The sequence below is a fragment of the Streptomyces sparsogenes subsp. cuspidosporus genome (assembly GCF_039532705.1).
Lineage (GTDB): Bacteria > Actinomycetota > Actinomycetes > Streptomycetales > Streptomycetaceae > Streptomyces > Streptomyces sparsogenes.
The window spans coordinates 1-14,095 of sequence record NZ_BAAASD010000032.1; the positions used below are offsets into that span (position 1 = coordinate 1).

The following is a 14,095-nucleotide window of genomic DNA, read 5'->3' on the forward strand; positions in this document are numbered from 1 at the left end:
TTGTCGGGCCCGCCCGAGTAGGCCCGCCCCCAGCTACCGCTGGGAGGTGCCCCCGCGAGGGCGACCCTCCGCCTTGCGATCGCACGCTCCCCCAGCTACCGCTGGGCGGTGCCCCCTGACGCCGCGGACTGATCCACAGAGATCGGGAAGACACCCCCCAGGCCCCGACCCGCCACTCCACCACCACACCCGCACCAGCGAAGGAGCCCGCGGCCATGACCGCCGACCACGACACCACCCGCGCGCAGGCCGAGGAGGCGCTGCGGACCGACGGACGGGTGCGCCCGCGCCCCGGCGACCCGGCGCGCGCCGAGGCGTTCCTGCCCGCTCCCGCCGTGCAGAACCACGCCGCCAACCTGGCCGTCCTGCCCGGGGGCGATCTCGGCTGCGTGTGGTTCGGCGGGACGCAGGAGGGCGTGGCCGACATCTGCGTGTGGTTCTCCCGGCTCTCCCCGGGCTCGGACACCTGGACGGACCCGGTGCGGCTCTCCGAGGACCCGGAGCGCTCGGAGCAGAACCCGGTGCTCTTCCCCGCGCCGACCGGCGAGTTGTGGCTGCTGCACACCGCCCAGCGGGCGGGTGCCCAGGACACCGCCGAGGTGCGGTCGCGGGTCTCGGCGGACGGGGGCGCCACCTGGGGGCCGTCGCGCACGCTGTTCCCGGCCACCGCGGCGGGGGGCGTGTTCGTGCGCCAGCCCGTGGTCGTCCTGGACGACGGGCGGTGGCTGCTGCCGGTGTTCCACTGCGTGGCCACCCCGGGCACCCCCTGGGTCGGCGACCACGACACCAGCGCGGTGATGATCAGTGACGACCAGGGGGCGACCTGGCGGGAGCGGCCGGTGCCCGGCTCCACCGGGTGTGTGCACATGAACGTCCACCCGCTGCCCGACGGCACCCTGCTTGCCCTCTTCCGCAGCCGGTGGGCGGACTCGGTGTACCGCTCCCACTCCCGCGACGGCGGCGAGACCTGGAGCGAGCCGGTGCCGACGGAACTGCCCAACAACAACTCCTCCATCCAGTACGTCCCGCTCGCCGACGGCCGACTGGCGCTGGTCCACAACCACAGCAGCGCCGCGGACGCCACCGCGCGACGGGTCTCGCTCTACGACGAGATCGACGACGAGGGCCTGGCGGGCGGGGCGCCGGCCGCCGCCGCTCCGGCGGTGGCCACGGGCGGCGACCGGACCGCCTTCTGGGGCGCGCCGCGGGCCCCGATGACCCTCGCCCTGTCCTCCGACGGCGGCCACACCTGGCCGCACCGCCGGGACCTGGACACCGGCGACGGCCACTGCCTGACCAACAACTCGCGCGACCGCCTCAACCGCGAGCTGTCCTACCCCTCGGTGGCGCAGACACCGGACGGCGCCCTGCACATCGCGTACACCTACCACCGCCGTGCCATCAAGTACGTGCGGGTGGAGCCGGATTGGGCGGCCGATGCCTGAGCCGCGCCACGCGGTGGTCACCGGCGCCAGCTCCGGCATCGGGGCCGCCGTCGCCACCCGGCTGCTGGACGAGGGATGGCGGGTCACCGGGATCAGCCGTACGCCCCCGGTGGCCGCCGAGCGGATGGGCTGGATCCCGGTGGACCTGGCGCGGCCGGAGGCGCTGCGGGCGGCGCTCGCCCCGGTGACCGGGGCCGACGCGGTCGTGCACGCGGCGGGCGTGCAGCGCTCCGCCCGGCTCGGCGGCCTGTCGACCGCCGATGGGGAGCTGATGTGGCGCGTCCATGTGGCGGCGGCCGAGGTCCTGGTGGACACCCTGGCGGACCGGATCCCGGACGGCGGCCGGGTGGTGCTGGTGGGCAGCCGCACCATGACCGGTGTTCCGGGCAAGAGCCAGTACGCGGCCACCAAGGCGGCGCTGGCGGCCCTGGCCCGGTCCTGGGCCGCGGAGCTCGCGCCCCGCGCGGTCACCGTGAACGTCGTGGCGCCCGGCCCCACGGACACCCCGATGCTGCGCGACCCCGGCCGCAGCGCCACCCCTCCGGTGCTGCCGCCCCTGGGCAGGCTGGTGCGCCCCGAGGAGGTGGCCGGGCTGACGTCGTTCCTGCTCGGGCCGGACGGCGGCGCGATGACCGGCCAGACGCTGGTGATGTGCGGGGGCGCCTCGCTGTGACCCGGCCCCGGGCCTCTTGGTCATGACGGCCTCTTGGTCATGACCCTGTCACGAAACCTCTCCCTGGTGTTCACCTTTGGGAGATCGCCTCTCTGACACCCTTTCGGCGATCGAACGTGAATCGGGGAGAGGACCGCCTGTGCACATGACCCGTGTGACCCGCTGGAAATCCCTGGCCCTGCTGGTCTGCGCGGTGGCCGCGACCGCCACCGCGCAGACCCCCGCCACCGCCGGCGACGCGCCCGCGACCCCCGCGCTCGCCGGTGGATACGACGACACGTACTACAAGGACGCCATCGGCAAGACCGGGCAGCCGCTCAAGGACTCGCTGCACAAGATCATCAGCAATAACACCAAGATCTCGTACAGCCAGGTCTGGGAGGCCCTGAAGAACACCGACCAGGACCCGAGCAACTCGGCCAACGTCATCCTGCTCTACACCGGCCGGTCGCAGAGCAAGAGCTCCAACGGCGGCGACCCCGACGACTGGAACCGGGAACACGTCTGGGCCAAGTCCCACGGCGACTTCGGCACCGCCACCGGCCCGGGCACCGACCTGCACCATCTGCGTCCCGAGGACGTGTCGGTCAACAGCACCCGCGGCAACAAGGACTTCGACGAGGGCGGCTCCCAGGTGTCCGAGGCGCCGGGCAACTACACCGACGCCGACTCCTTCGAGCCCCGGGACGCCGTCAAGGGCGATGTGGCCCGCATGATCTTCTACATGGCGGTGCGCTACGAGGGCGACGACGGCTTCCCCGACCTGGAGGTCAACGACAAGGCGGGCAACGGCAGTCAGCCGTATCTGGGACGGCTGTCCGCGCTGCGCAAGTGGAACGCCGAGGACCCGCCGGACGCCTTCGAGAAGCGGCGCAACCAGGTGATATACGACACCTATCAGCACAACCGGAACCCGTTCGTCGACCACCCCGAGTGGGTCGACGCGATCTGGAGGTAACGCGCCCCGAGCCCCGTCGGCCGAACCCCGCCCCGCCAAGCCCCGCCCGGCCGAACCCCGCCCGGCGCCGCCCGGTTCGCTCCCGCCCTCAGCCCCGCCGGGCCAGCGGGAGCAACTCCTCGGCGGCGGGGCGGGCCTGGAGCGAGGGGAGCAGCAGCGCCCACAGATCGGTCAGGTGGTCCTCGATGGAGCGGCGCCGGTCCAGGGCCTCGGAGACGGTGTGCACACCGAAGAAGGCGCACACGACGGTGCGGGCCGCGCGCTCGGGATCGAGGTGCGGGGCGAGGTCGCCGTCGGCGTGCGCCCGCTCCAGCATCGCGGTCACGGCGTCGATCCAGCTGACGAAGGGCGGCGGGAGCGGCGCCGCGATCAGGGTGCGCTCCGCCCACAGCCGCGCCCCGGCGCGCACCACGATGTCGTCGCGGAAGGCGCGGGCCACCGCGAAACTCAGCCGCACCAGCCGCTCGAGCGTCGGCGTGCCGGTGGCGGCGGGGCCCGTGTATCGCTCGATCAGCGGCGGCCAGGTGGCGAAGTGTCCTTCGACGACGGCGAGCGCGAGTTTCTCCTTGCTGGCGTAGTGGAAGTAGATGGCGCCGCTGGTATGGCCGGACCGGGTGGCGATGTCGCTGATGCTGGTGCCGGCGTATCCCCGCTCGTCGAAGAGGGAAGCCGCCGCTTCCAGGAGGGATCGGCGCGTCTGCTCGGCCCGCTCTTGCACGTGTGTCCGTCCTCGTTCCGTCGCGTGTTCCGTCGCGTGCGGTGCGTTGTCGGGGTGAACTTAGCGGACTTCTCGCATGTCATGGAGGCGAAGGCCCGCAGGTCAGGGATTATTAGTATTTTATGGCGATCATTGGTGAGGCGCGTGACCTCCCGGAGCCCCCGGAGCCCCTGCGGCGCCCGCGGCCCCCGGAGCCGTGGGAGCTCGCGGCGCGGCGGCTGAGCTGGTCCCGTACCGTGGCGCGCGAGTCGGTGCACCGGGCCTCGGTGGCCGAGGTGCTGCTCACCGATGTCCGCGCGCTGGGCGGCGACCGGTTCGTGGCCGCGGCGCAGTGGCCCCGGTCCCACCCCACCTTCCCGCACGGCGGGGACGGCCGTCACCACCCCTTGATGGTCGCCGAAACCCTGCGTCAGCTGGGCATCTACCTGCCCTCCCGGCACTTCGCCACCCCCGCGGGGGCGCACTTCGTGATCCGGGACCTCTCCTTCGCGCTCGACCCGGCCGCCGAGCCGCGGGCCGAACACGGCGCCACGGACGTGGTCTGCCGCGCCGCGGTCACCGACCCGCGCACCACGCCCTGCGGCCGGTTCCTCACCGGCCTGCGGCTCGACATCGTGCTCCTCGCCGGCGGGGCGCCCTTCGCGCGGGCCGGCGGCACCGCGCGCTTCCTCGACGCCCAGGCGTACGAGGCGGCCCGCCGCGCGGCGCCCCCCGGAGCGGACGCGCCGCCGCGGTCCCCCGTCCTCGCCCGGCCCGCACCCCCCTTGGTGGCGGTGCCGGCGGCGCGCGACGTCCTCGTGGTGCGCGAGGCGGGCGCCCTGTGCCTGGACCCGGCGGACCTCCGTCACCCCTTCTTCTTCGACCACTGGAGCGACCACGTGCCGGGCCTGGTCCTGCTGGAGGCCGTGCGCCAGGCCGCGGCGCTTACGTCACGGGGAGTGCTCACCCGGCCCGTCGGCTGCCGGCTCCGCGCGCTGCGGTTCACCGAGTTCGCCCCTCCCGCCCGCGTCGATTGCGTGCCGCACGGCCGACTCTGCGTCTTCCGGCTGTGGCAGGCGGGACAGCGGACCGCGGTCGGTGTGCTGCGGTACCCCTGAGCCACGAACACGGCGGCGGCGAACACAGCGGCGGCGAACACAGCAGCAACGAACACATCATTGGCGAACAAAACGCCGACACATAGTAATCTCTTGCTTACTGCGGGTCATCAAACTACCGTAGTGATCGTTATCTTTCGGGCAGGCGACTCTCCGCCTGTACGGCTTCCCGCGCCGCGCACGCGACACGCGCCCGCGCGTCGGACGGCAGCGGTTGGCGCTCTCGCGCCTGAGCCGCCAGGAAACCCACTGCGCTGCTCTTCCGCAGGTACAGGCACGCCCTGCGCCGATCCATCCACTCCCAAGGAACGGCAGGCAGATGACAGCCAACACGCTTCTCGCTTGGACCCCCGCCGCCATCGTCTTCGACTGCGACGGCACCCTCATGGACTCCGAACGGCACTGGGAGAAGGCGCGCGAGGTCGTGCTCGCCCACCACGGCGCCGCCCCCGACCGCGACTTCGCCCGGCGCACCAAGGGCCTCCACTACAGCGAATGCGGCCGGATGATGGCCGAGTTCGCGGGGGCGCCCGCGCTGGCCGAGCAGATGACCGAACAGCTCCTCGACAACTTCCGCCGCCTGGTGGCCGACGACCCGGTCACCATGCCGGGGGCCGCCGAACTCGTGCGCAAGGCCTCCGCGTTCGCGCCGCTGGCCGTGGCGAGCAACTGCCCCCGCGACGTGGTGGAGGCGGGGCTGTCCCGCGCCGGGCTGCTGCGGTACTTCAAACACGTCCTGGTCCCCGAGGGGGAGGTGCGCCCCAAGCCGGCCCCGGACGTCTATCTGGAGGCCGCCCGCCTGTGTGGTGCGGCCCCCGGCGACGCGCTGGCCGTGGAGGACTCGCACTGCGGATTCCTGTCCGCGTCCCGCGCGGGGCTGAGAGTGCTCGGCGTGGGCCCCCGCAAACCCGTGGACGAACCGCCGGCGGTGGACCTGTGGGTCTCCACCCTCGCCGACCCCGATCTGGTCAAGTGGGTGGACAGCAGAAGTTCCTGACGCCCCGCCGGGCTCAGTGGTGCCCGGCGTGCCGGTCGTGACCCTGCTCGTCGTCCATCCGCATGCCGCCGTGGGAGGTGCCGGTCTCGATGGTGCCGCCGAGCTTGACCCGCAGCGGCTTCAGGGAAGCCTCCGACGGGGCCGTGACCGACCAGCGGTAGCCGACCAGATAGGTGCCGCCGTAGTCCTTGGACTCCGACAGCCAGGCGCGCTTGCCCTGGTCCGTGGCGAAGGTGACCAGCGTGTACCGGGCCTTGCCCGCCTTGCACGCCGCCTGGCGCAGCTCCTCGGCGTCGGTGACGACATCCGCCTCGCAGCCGATGGCCCGGGCGATCCTCGTCAGCGACGCCGGTTCGGCCGGGCCCCCGGCGGCCGTGGAGGCCTTCTTCTGCCCGTGACCCGTGTGACCCGTGTGACCCGCGTGGCCGGTTTGGCCCTGCCCCTGGCTCCCGGCGCAGCCGCTCACCAGCAGAACGGCGCTGAGCGCGGTGGCGCGCAGTAGGTGTGACACGTCAACCTCCCGATGGTGGTCCGGCGGGGAGGCCCGGGGGCGCCGATGGCCTCGGACCCCCGCCCGGTGGACCGCTGCTTCGCTGTGGACCGCTGCCGCGCGTCACTTGGCCGCGGCCGCGCCGGCCTTCTTGGCCTTGTCGGTGACCGCGAACCACAGCCCCTGTTTGCCCTGTCCGTTGGTGTCGCCGGGCTTGGTGTCCCCGGTGAAGGTGTACAGCAGCCAGCAGTCGAAGGCCAGCTGCTTGCTGCCGTCGGGCCTGGTGAAGGTGGTGAGCTTCTTGGCGTCGACCCCGGCGACCTTGGTCCTGTCCACCGGCTCGACGGGCTTCCAGGTGTCCAGACAGGCGTTCAGGCAGCCGGTCTTCATCGGCCAGGCGCTGTCCTTGTCGAAGCGGTAGACGGTCATGCCCTGACCGTCCACGACGATCTTACCGAGCTTGGCGTTGTCGTCGACCGAGAGCTCGAGACTGTCGTCCCGGGCCGCCTTCTTCCCGGCGGGCTTGCCGTCGGGCGCCAGGGCGTTCCAGGTGCCGCCCACACCGTGGCCCTTGGTGTCCCCGGCCTTGGTGTCCCCCGCGTAGCGGTACACGGGCCAGCCGCCCAGCGTCAGCTGCTCGGTGCCGTCGGCGCGGGTGACCGAGCCGAGTTCGTTCTGCCGGATGCCGGTGCTGACGGTGGCGTCGTCGGCGGGCACCGGCGGCCACTTGGTGGCGCAGGCTTCGTTGCAGGCGGACTTGGGGGAGGAGCCGGCGGTGTCCTTGTCGAACCGGTAGAGGGTCCAGCCCTTGCTGTCGGTGACGACCGAGCCGAGCTTGGGGACGTCCCGCACCGACAGCTGCCTGGCGGGGCCGGTCAGCGCGTCCTTGCCGGACCCGGAAGCGGCGTCGCCCGCGTCGCCGCCGGCCTCGTTGCCGCCGCCGGTGCCGTAGCCCGACGACCCGGAGGTGGCGCCGACCCCCACGGTCTGGGTGCCGCCGACCGGCTGGACGTTGGCGCTGCCCGCGGACTTGTCCTCACTGCTGCCGCACGCCGCGGTCAACAGGACCATCGCCACCGAGGCCCCGGCGAACGCGATCTGCCGCTTCTTCATGCCCACTCCTTCAAGCTTGCGGTCCGGCGGCTGTTTTGCGCCGACGTCCCTTGCATACGGAGGGCGTCCCGGCGGGTGTTCACGGGCCTGAAGAATTTGTCATCAGACGCAAAAACGGTGGTGTTCCCCGAACGGAGACGCGTCGACGGCCGTGTTTCGGACGGCCGTCGAGAGGGGGTGGTGGTCCGGGCCGGCTACTCCTCGATGCGCAGCGCGAGCGCGGGGCAGCGCCGCACCGCGCGGACGGCCTGCCCGCGCAGCTGGCGCGGCACGCCGTACTTGGCCTGGTGCGGATAGCCGTCGATGCCGAGCTCGATCACCTCGGGCAGGATGTCCGCGCACAACCCGTGTCCCTGGCACAGGGTCCAGTCCACGATGAGCTGCTCCGAGGCATCCCGCTCGTCCCGGCGGGCGGAGGGGCCGGGCGGCAGGGCCAGTGGCCCGGACGAGGCGCCGTCCGTCAGCGGCAGCACCCCGAGCGTGGGACGGCCGCATCCGGCGCCGAGCGCGTGTTCCCGGAACTCGTCCGGAAACGCGTCCAGCGCGGTGGTCACGAAGCCCGCCGTGCCATCGGGGTGGCTGCAGGCGCCACGGCGCTTCACCGACTGGACATAGGCGTTCACGGTGTCCAGTGCCGCCTGGCCGCCACCCCGCTCCACCTGGCCGATGGCGTCCGCGAGCGCGGGCAGCCCGATGAAGCAGGGACCGCACTGGTTCGCCGTCTCGCCCGCCAGCCAGCGCGCCACCCGCGCGGTCTCGCCCACCGGGCAGGTGTTCTCCGGGATCGGCAGCACCGCCCCGGCCCCGAGCCGGGCGCCGTGCTTCTCCATGGACTCACGGGAGATGGTGACCGAGCCCAGGCTGTCGGGCAGCAGCCACTTGCCGTGGTAGCCGCCCACCAGGACACCCTGGCCCGGGGTGAGGCCGCACAGCTCCAGAACATAGGTGAGCGGCACACCGAACGGGGTTTCCATGACGTACTTCCCGCCCACCGTCAGCAAGGTGGTGCCCGGCTCGGTGGGCAGCCCCACCGAGCGGAACGGCAGTGCGCCCATCCGCGCGGCGACGGCCAGCTGGGCGAACGTCTCGGTGTTGGACAGCAGGGTCGGCAGCCCGCCCAGGCCGCTGTCGCTGGTGCGGATCTTGCGGCCGTTGGGGATGGCGGGGGCGCCGCTGACGCCGTTGATGACGGCGCCGCCCTCGCCCGCGACGAAGCGGTCGTCCGTCACGCTCACCCGCACCCGCGGCCCGCTGGGGCCGCGCTCGGCGACGGCCGCGCTCAGCGACTCCTCCACATCCGGCCGGTGCACCGCGATGACCACGTCGTCGGCGCCCAGCGCGGTGGCGGCCAGCACGGCGCCGTCGATGACCAGATGCGGGGTGTGCAGCAGCAGCGCGGTGTCCTTGAGGCAACTCGGCTCGCCCTCACTGCCGTTGACCACCACCGCGCAGCGGCCGTCCCGGCGGCCGGCCGACTCCATGACGGCCGTCACCTTCCTGGCGAACGGAAAACCCGCGCCGCCGCGGCCGCGCAGGTCGATGTTCTCCGCGAGGGCCACCAGCTCGTCCGGGCGCAGCGTGGGCAGCGAGCCGTGGACGGTGAGGTGTCCGACGCGGTCGAGCCGGTACGTCTCGTCCAGCCCGGCCAGCAGCCGGGGCGGGTCGATACAGGCCAGCCGGGGTTTGGTCGAGATCACGCGCCCCACCCGCGCGAGGCGCCGAGCGGTTCACTGTCACGGGCGCCACGGCCGGCCGTGGGGGGCGCGGCCGGCACGGGCCTGCGGGCCCCGCCACCCGGCGCACCGGCCACCACGCCGATCTGGCCGGTGATGGCATGGCGCTCATGGCGCTCGGCCCGGCGGGTGGCGAGCCGGATCCACAGGGTGATGGCCACGGCGGCAAGCGCCATGACATATCCGGCCGTCGCCCAGTCCTTGGCCGCCCGCCCGGACTTCAGGCCGTGGATCAGCGCCGCACACCACGCGGGATACGCGGCCACATGCAGCGCCCGCCACCAGCGGTACCGCCAGCGGGACTTGCCGGCGGAGGCGAAGGCGCTGCGTACCGCACCGGTCACCGCCGCCGTGATGAACAGGTATCCGGCCAAGGTGCCAAGTCCGATCAGCACGGGTTTATTTGCGTCAGCGAACGGTATCACGATGGCCGCGGCGCTCGTGTGACTCTCCGCCACCTTCACCCACACATGGAGCACCAGGAAGAGCAGACCGGCCACCGCGGCCCCGCGGTGGACCCCCTGGGCGAGCAGCCGGTGGTGCGAATGCAGGATCAAACGGTCGGTGGCGGCCAGTCCCCACAGCACCGCGCTGCTCAGCGAGACCAGTGCCAGCACCCCGGCCCCGAAGTCGAGGAAGGCCCACGTCCGGGTGAACGCACCGGCGTTGGCGGCGACGATCAGTGAGAGGACGACGGCCCCGACGGCGGCGTACAGCGCGGTGTGGCGCGGCCAGCCGATACCGGCCCTGACCGGCCGGGCTCGGCGAGCGGCCCGTCGTCCGCCAGGTCCTCCGGGGCCCTGCGACAGGGTCGATCCGGCGTGGCGAGCCCTGCGGCGCGGCCCCGGTATCGGGGGAGTCGGCGGCTGGGGCATGGGCATCGGAGCCTCCCGATCGCGCACGGTCGCGCGAGTGACGAGTACGTCAAGTCGTCTTTGGGTACGGCAGCATCTCCGAACTACACGTGATCTCCATAAGATTTGTCGTAATGTGACAACTTCTTGTGGACGACCACTGCCCACACCGGCGAAGCCTGCTCCACTGTCATTCCGATGGCAAAGACCCGGCAAAGCACCGGGACCGGCAGGGGAGGGGTCCCTCCAAGATTCATCGGAGGACCCTCGACTCCCTTTTCCGGAAGCGCAACACCGGCGACGGAGGCAACCTCCACGGGCCTGACCGACCCCCCGACGGTCGGGCCTCCCCCCGGCAAGAACGAGGTAATGATGGGCGAACTCGCGAACCGCATCCGGTCCCCCCGTCCCTCCCGTGGCGAGCGGACCCGCGTCCTGCGCAATGAACTCCCGTCCCTGGCCGAAGAAGTGGTTGAGACCCTTCGGCGCAGAGTCCCGGGATTCGCCGACCTCTTGGAGGACATTGAGCCTGACAAGGTCCGCTGGGGAGTCGAACAGGCTCTCCTGACGGCATTCGGCTACCGAACCGCGGGCGAGGAGGCCACCGAGGAAGCGGTGGCCGACGCCGCCCGGGGCCTGGGACCCCTGACCGAGGTCCCGCCCGAGCGGGCCCGGCGCGACCTCTTCGAGGCCCTGGTCGGCGAGGCGCCCGTGTCCGAGCGCGCCCTCGCCGAACTGGCCCGGGCGGCTCGCTGGCCCCTGCCCGACACCGTCCTGGCCATCGCCCTGCCCACCCCCGGCGAGGCGCCGCAACTGGCTCCGGTGTTCGGCGACACCCTCATCGGCGCCGTCGGCGACGAACTGTGCCTGCTGGTCCCCGACCCGGACGCGGACACCCTCCCCGACACCCTGGCCGACCCGGCCGCGGCCACCGAGCCCGACCCCGACCGGGCCCCTGCGGCCGAACCCGCCACCGCCACCGCGCGCGGCGCCCTGGAGGCCGCGCTGCGGGGCCGCACCGCCTCCGTCGGCCATGTCGTACCGCTGAACGACGCGGCCTCCTCGGTGCGATGGGCCCGGCGGCTGCTGGCCATGACCCACGCGCGCAGCGGGCCCGAGGCCCGGATCCTGTTCGTCGACGACCACCTCTCCACGCTGCTGCTGCTCCAGGACGAGTCGCTGGTGCGGGCGCTGGCGGCCCGCTGGCTCAAGCCGCTGTCCGGGCTGACCCCCCGGCAGAGCGAGCGGCTGCAGATGACGCTGCTGGCCTGGCTCGAGGGCGGTGGCGCGCCCGAGGCGGCCAAGGCGCTCAAGGTGCATCCGCAGACCGTCCGCTACCGGCTGCGGCAGATCGAGAAGCTCTTCGGGCCGGGCCTGCGCGACCCGCGGATACGCTTCGAGCTGGAGATGGCGCTGCGCGGCCGCCGGCTGATGGCCCAGATGGACCGGATCCGGCGCCACTACTCCCGGGTGGTGACCCGCAGGGGCCGGGTGGCGCCGACCGGCCTGCGTCCCGTCGGCGGCATGGCGAGGGAGGCCCGCGTCAACGGGCTGTGAGCCACGGGCGCGAGCCCCGCACACGGGACCGCCGGCCGCGCTCCGCGCCCCCCCCACCGGGGCCCGCCGGCCCCCCCCCGCGGCCGCCGGTCCCGTGTGCGCTCCGGTCGCCGGGCCGGGAGCCCGCGGTGTTCGTGGCGTCAGTCCCGGACCCCGGTGGCCCTGGCGGAGGCGGCGGAGGCGGCGGCCGCAGTGGTCTTCGGCATGGCCGCGTTCAGGCCGAGTAACTCGGCGTACGCGCGCGAGCAGAAGGCACACTCGGCGAGGTGGCGGGCGAGGCCGCGGCCGCGTACGACACCACGCCGCACCGAGGCCCCGATCATGGCGCTGAAGTGGCGGCAGCGCTCGTCGTCCGCCGGCGTGACACACACATGGGCGCGTAAGTACGCCTCGCGCAGGCCCTCGCGGGCCCGGTGGGACAGGGACGTCAGACCGCTGGGGGACAGGTCCATCAGCGCGGCGACACGGCGCGGGGAGCGGTCCTCCACCAGCGTGTGCCACAACACGGCCCGCCACCGCTCGGGGAGCGCGGCGAAGCCGCGGGCCAGCAGCCGGCGTTCCTCCTCGGCCAGCAGGCGCTGCTGCGGGTCCGCCTCGGTGGTCTGCTGCCGCCAGGACTCGAAGTCCGCGGTGAGCAGCAGCCGACGCTCGTCGATGCTCCGCTCGATCGCGGTGTGGCGGATGACCGTCAGCAGGTACGGGCGCCAGGGGCCCCGCGGACCGCCGCCCGACCGGACGGCCTGGAACGTACGGATGAACGCCTCGGACACGAGGTCCTCGGCGTCGTGGGGGGCGCGGCAGCAGGTGCGGGCGTAGGCGAGCGCCGCCTCGTGGTGGCGGCGGTAGAGGATCTCACCGGCCGCCGGACTCGGGGTGCCCTCGCGGTACCCCTCCCTCAGCCGCCGGGTGAGTTCCTGGTCGGAGGGCGGGGCCTCGCGGCCCCGCGCCGGAACGCGGCGTGCGCCGGCCGACCGGCCGGCGCACGCGCGAGGTCTTGGCATCAGCCGCACTTCCGGCCGCTGTTGATGCAGTCCACCGCCTTCTTCATGAGCTGGTCCGACATCACGTTGATGAAGTCGTCGTGGTCGGTGATCGGCTTGTGCAACTGCTCGGGGAAGCCGTCGACCGCGTAGGTCTCGCCCGCCGGGACCTCGTAGGTGATCTTGTTCACCAGCTGGGGGATCGCCTGGAAGCCGCTCGGGCAGGAGCCGTCCTCCTGGGCGAAGGCCACGTGGTCACGGTGGTTGGCGCTGTCGATGTTCTTGCCGTCCCAGCAGCTCTGGAAGGCGAAGCTGCGCACCACGTCGCTGCCCTCCGGGCAGAGCGGGTACTTGTCGGTGAGCTGGCGGTCCTCGAAGCCGGTGCAGCTCCAGTGGGCGTTGGCGTTGGCCGTGCCGTTGGTGAACGCCTTGGCGTCACCGGTGATGATCCGCAGGAAGCGGGGCATCGCGGTGACCTTGCCGACCGGGCTGCCCTTGAACTCGATCGTGGCGCTCTTGGGGGTGAGGATCCGGCCCACGTTGCCCTCGAGGCCGCCGCCGAGCTGGTTGGCGTCCTTCTCCTGGGTGCCGTCCTGGACCCGGACCACCGGCCAGTAGTACGTGGACTGGTCGCCGTTGGAGCAGGTGGTCTCGCCCGCGGCGAGGCTCTCGTTGGTGGAGTTGGCGTTGGTGGTCTTGTTGCCCACGTAGTCGTGGGTGTGGTGGGCGCCGTTGCCCACGCCGGGCGCCACGATCACGTTGTCGCTGTTGCGGATGGCCTGCTCGTTGACACCGCACTCCGAGACGAAGGAACCGGTGGACGCGCCGTTCTGGTTCTGCGGCTCCTTGACGTTGGGCTGCACCTTCGTGATGTCGACGAAGTCCTGGGGCGAGGGGCCGTTGCCCTGCTGCCCGCCGTTGCCGCCCTGGTTGCCGTCGCCCTGCTGGCCGCCGCCCTGGTTGTTCCCGCCCTGGTCGCCGCCCTGCTGGTCGCCGCCCTGCTGGTTGCCGCCCTGGCCGCCTCCCCAGCCCTTCCCGCCGAAGTCGGTCCGCATCGTGCAGGCGCTCATCTTCTCGAGGCCCGCGGGGCGCTGGGCGGTGCGGCCGATGGCGATGCCGATGCGGTCCAAGGTGGCCGTCCGCTGCTGCTGGAGGGTGGTGAGCACCGAGTCCGGGCCCGCCTCCTTCCTCGCCATCCGCTGATAGGCGCCCGCCACCTGGGAGTCCAGCTCGGCCAGGTTCCTGTCGACCTCGGCCCTGGCCTGGCGCGGGACGTCGTTCAGCTTCTGGCCCACATCGGGGCAGCTGATCGTGCCCGCCCTCGCCGACAGGGTCCGCTCCCGGCCCGGATCCTTGGTGCCGCTCGCGGAGGCGTTCGCGGCGATGATGGCGGCTCCGCCACCGCCGAGCGCCAGCGCGGCGACGATGGCCACGGTCTTGTTCGTGAACCGCCCGCGTTTATGGGTCTGTTGCCTCAATG

13 protein-coding genes are annotated in these 14,095 nt (G+C 72.8%); 6 read left to right on the forward strand and 7 right to left on the reverse strand.

The genetic code is table 11. From position 1 onward, the window contains the following. Positions 1-215: 215 nt before the first annotated feature. The 3 genes from ABFY07_RS29575 (at position 216) to ABFY07_RS29585 (ending at position 3,076) form a co-directional block, all read left to right on the forward strand. Positions 216-1,445, forward strand: coding sequence for a sialidase family protein (locus ABFY07_RS29575; protein ID WP_346177431.1), 1,230 nt, complete (start codon positions 216-218; stop codon positions 1,443-1,445). Beyond that, positions 1,438-2,118, forward strand: a complete 681-nt coding sequence (locus ABFY07_RS29580) for an SDR family NAD(P)-dependent oxidoreductase (RefSeq protein WP_346177432.1) — start codon at positions 1,438-1,440, stop codon at positions 2,116-2,118. The genes ABFY07_RS29575 and ABFY07_RS29580 overlap by 8 nt, the downstream gene beginning before the upstream one ends. Positions 2,119-2,263: 145 nt before the next feature. Further along, on the forward strand, positions 2,264-3,076 hold the full coding sequence (locus tag ABFY07_RS29585) for an endonuclease I family protein (protein WP_346177433.1): 813 nt from the start codon (positions 2,264-2,266) through the stop codon (positions 3,074-3,076). An 88-nt stretch (positions 3,077-3,164) separates the two neighbouring features. Here ABFY07_RS29585 and ABFY07_RS29590 read toward each other — a convergent pair whose 3' ends face one another. Continuing rightward, on the reverse strand, positions 3,165-3,794 hold the full coding sequence (locus ABFY07_RS29590) for a ScbR family autoregulator-binding transcription factor (protein ID WP_346177434.1): 630 nt from the start codon (positions 3,792-3,794) through the stop codon (positions 3,165-3,167). Positions 3,795-3,916: 122 nt separating this feature from the next. On the opposite strand from ABFY07_RS29590, the gene ABFY07_RS29595 reads away from it, so the two are divergent. Together ABFY07_RS29595 and ABFY07_RS29600 are read left to right on the forward strand one after the other, a co-directional pair. Then, positions 3,917-4,891, forward strand: coding sequence for a ScbA/BarX family gamma-butyrolactone biosynthesis protein (locus ABFY07_RS29595; protein WP_346177435.1), 975 nt, complete (start codon positions 3,917-3,919; stop codon positions 4,889-4,891). Between the two features lie 319 nt (positions 4,892-5,210). Continuing rightward, entirely contained in the window at positions 5,211-5,888 is a 678-nt protein-coding gene (locus ABFY07_RS29600) for an HAD family hydrolase (RefSeq protein WP_346177436.1), read from the forward strand. Between the two features lie 13 nt (positions 5,889-5,901). Here the strand turns inward: ABFY07_RS29600 and ABFY07_RS29605 are convergent, their stop codons facing one another. From ABFY07_RS29605 to ABFY07_RS29620, 4 genes are all read right to left on the reverse strand, one after another. Beyond that, positions 5,902-6,399: a hypothetical protein gene (locus tag ABFY07_RS29605; protein ID WP_346177437.1), complete on the reverse strand. Its 498-nt coding sequence runs from the start codon at positions 6,397-6,399 to the stop codon at positions 5,902-5,904. A 102-nt stretch (positions 6,400-6,501) separates the two neighbouring features. Continuing rightward, a complete protein-coding gene (locus ABFY07_RS29610) occupies positions 6,502-7,491 on the reverse strand; it encodes an SCO0930 family lipoprotein (RefSeq protein ID WP_346177438.1) in 990 nt (329 codons plus the stop codon). A 194-nt stretch (positions 7,492-7,685) separates the two neighbouring features. Further along, on the reverse strand, positions 7,686-9,197 hold the full coding sequence (locus ABFY07_RS29615; RefSeq protein ID WP_346177439.1) for an NADH-ubiquinone oxidoreductase-F iron-sulfur binding region domain-containing protein: 1,512 nt from the start codon (positions 9,195-9,197) through the stop codon (positions 7,686-7,688). Continuing rightward, positions 9,185-10,105, reverse strand: a complete 921-nt coding sequence (locus ABFY07_RS29620; RefSeq protein ID WP_346177440.1) for a ferric reductase-like transmembrane domain-containing protein — start codon at positions 10,103-10,105, stop codon at positions 9,185-9,187. Before ABFY07_RS29620 ends, ABFY07_RS29615 begins: the two co-directional genes overlap by 13 nt. Positions 10,106-10,450: 345 nt before the next feature. On the opposite strand from ABFY07_RS29620, the gene ABFY07_RS29625 reads away from it, so the two are divergent. Beyond that, positions 10,451-11,635: a PucR family transcriptional regulator gene (locus tag ABFY07_RS29625; RefSeq protein ID WP_479685636.1), complete on the forward strand. Its 1,185-nt coding sequence runs from the start codon at positions 10,451-10,453 to the stop codon at positions 11,633-11,635. Positions 11,636-11,775: 140 nt separating this feature from the next. Here ABFY07_RS29625 and ABFY07_RS29630 read toward each other — a convergent pair whose 3' ends face one another. Further along, a complete protein-coding gene (locus ABFY07_RS29630) occupies positions 11,776-12,636 on the reverse strand; it encodes an RNA polymerase sigma factor (protein ID WP_346177442.1) in 861 nt (286 codons plus the stop codon). Then, positions 12,636-14,093 carry a DUF1996 domain-containing protein gene (locus ABFY07_RS29635; RefSeq protein WP_346177443.1) on the reverse strand — a complete coding sequence of 486 codons (1,458 nt, stop codon included), beginning with the start codon at positions 14,091-14,093 and terminating at the stop codon, positions 12,636-12,638. The genes ABFY07_RS29630 and ABFY07_RS29635 overlap by 1 nt, the downstream gene beginning before the upstream one ends. Positions 14,094-14,095 lie beyond the last annotated feature (2 nt).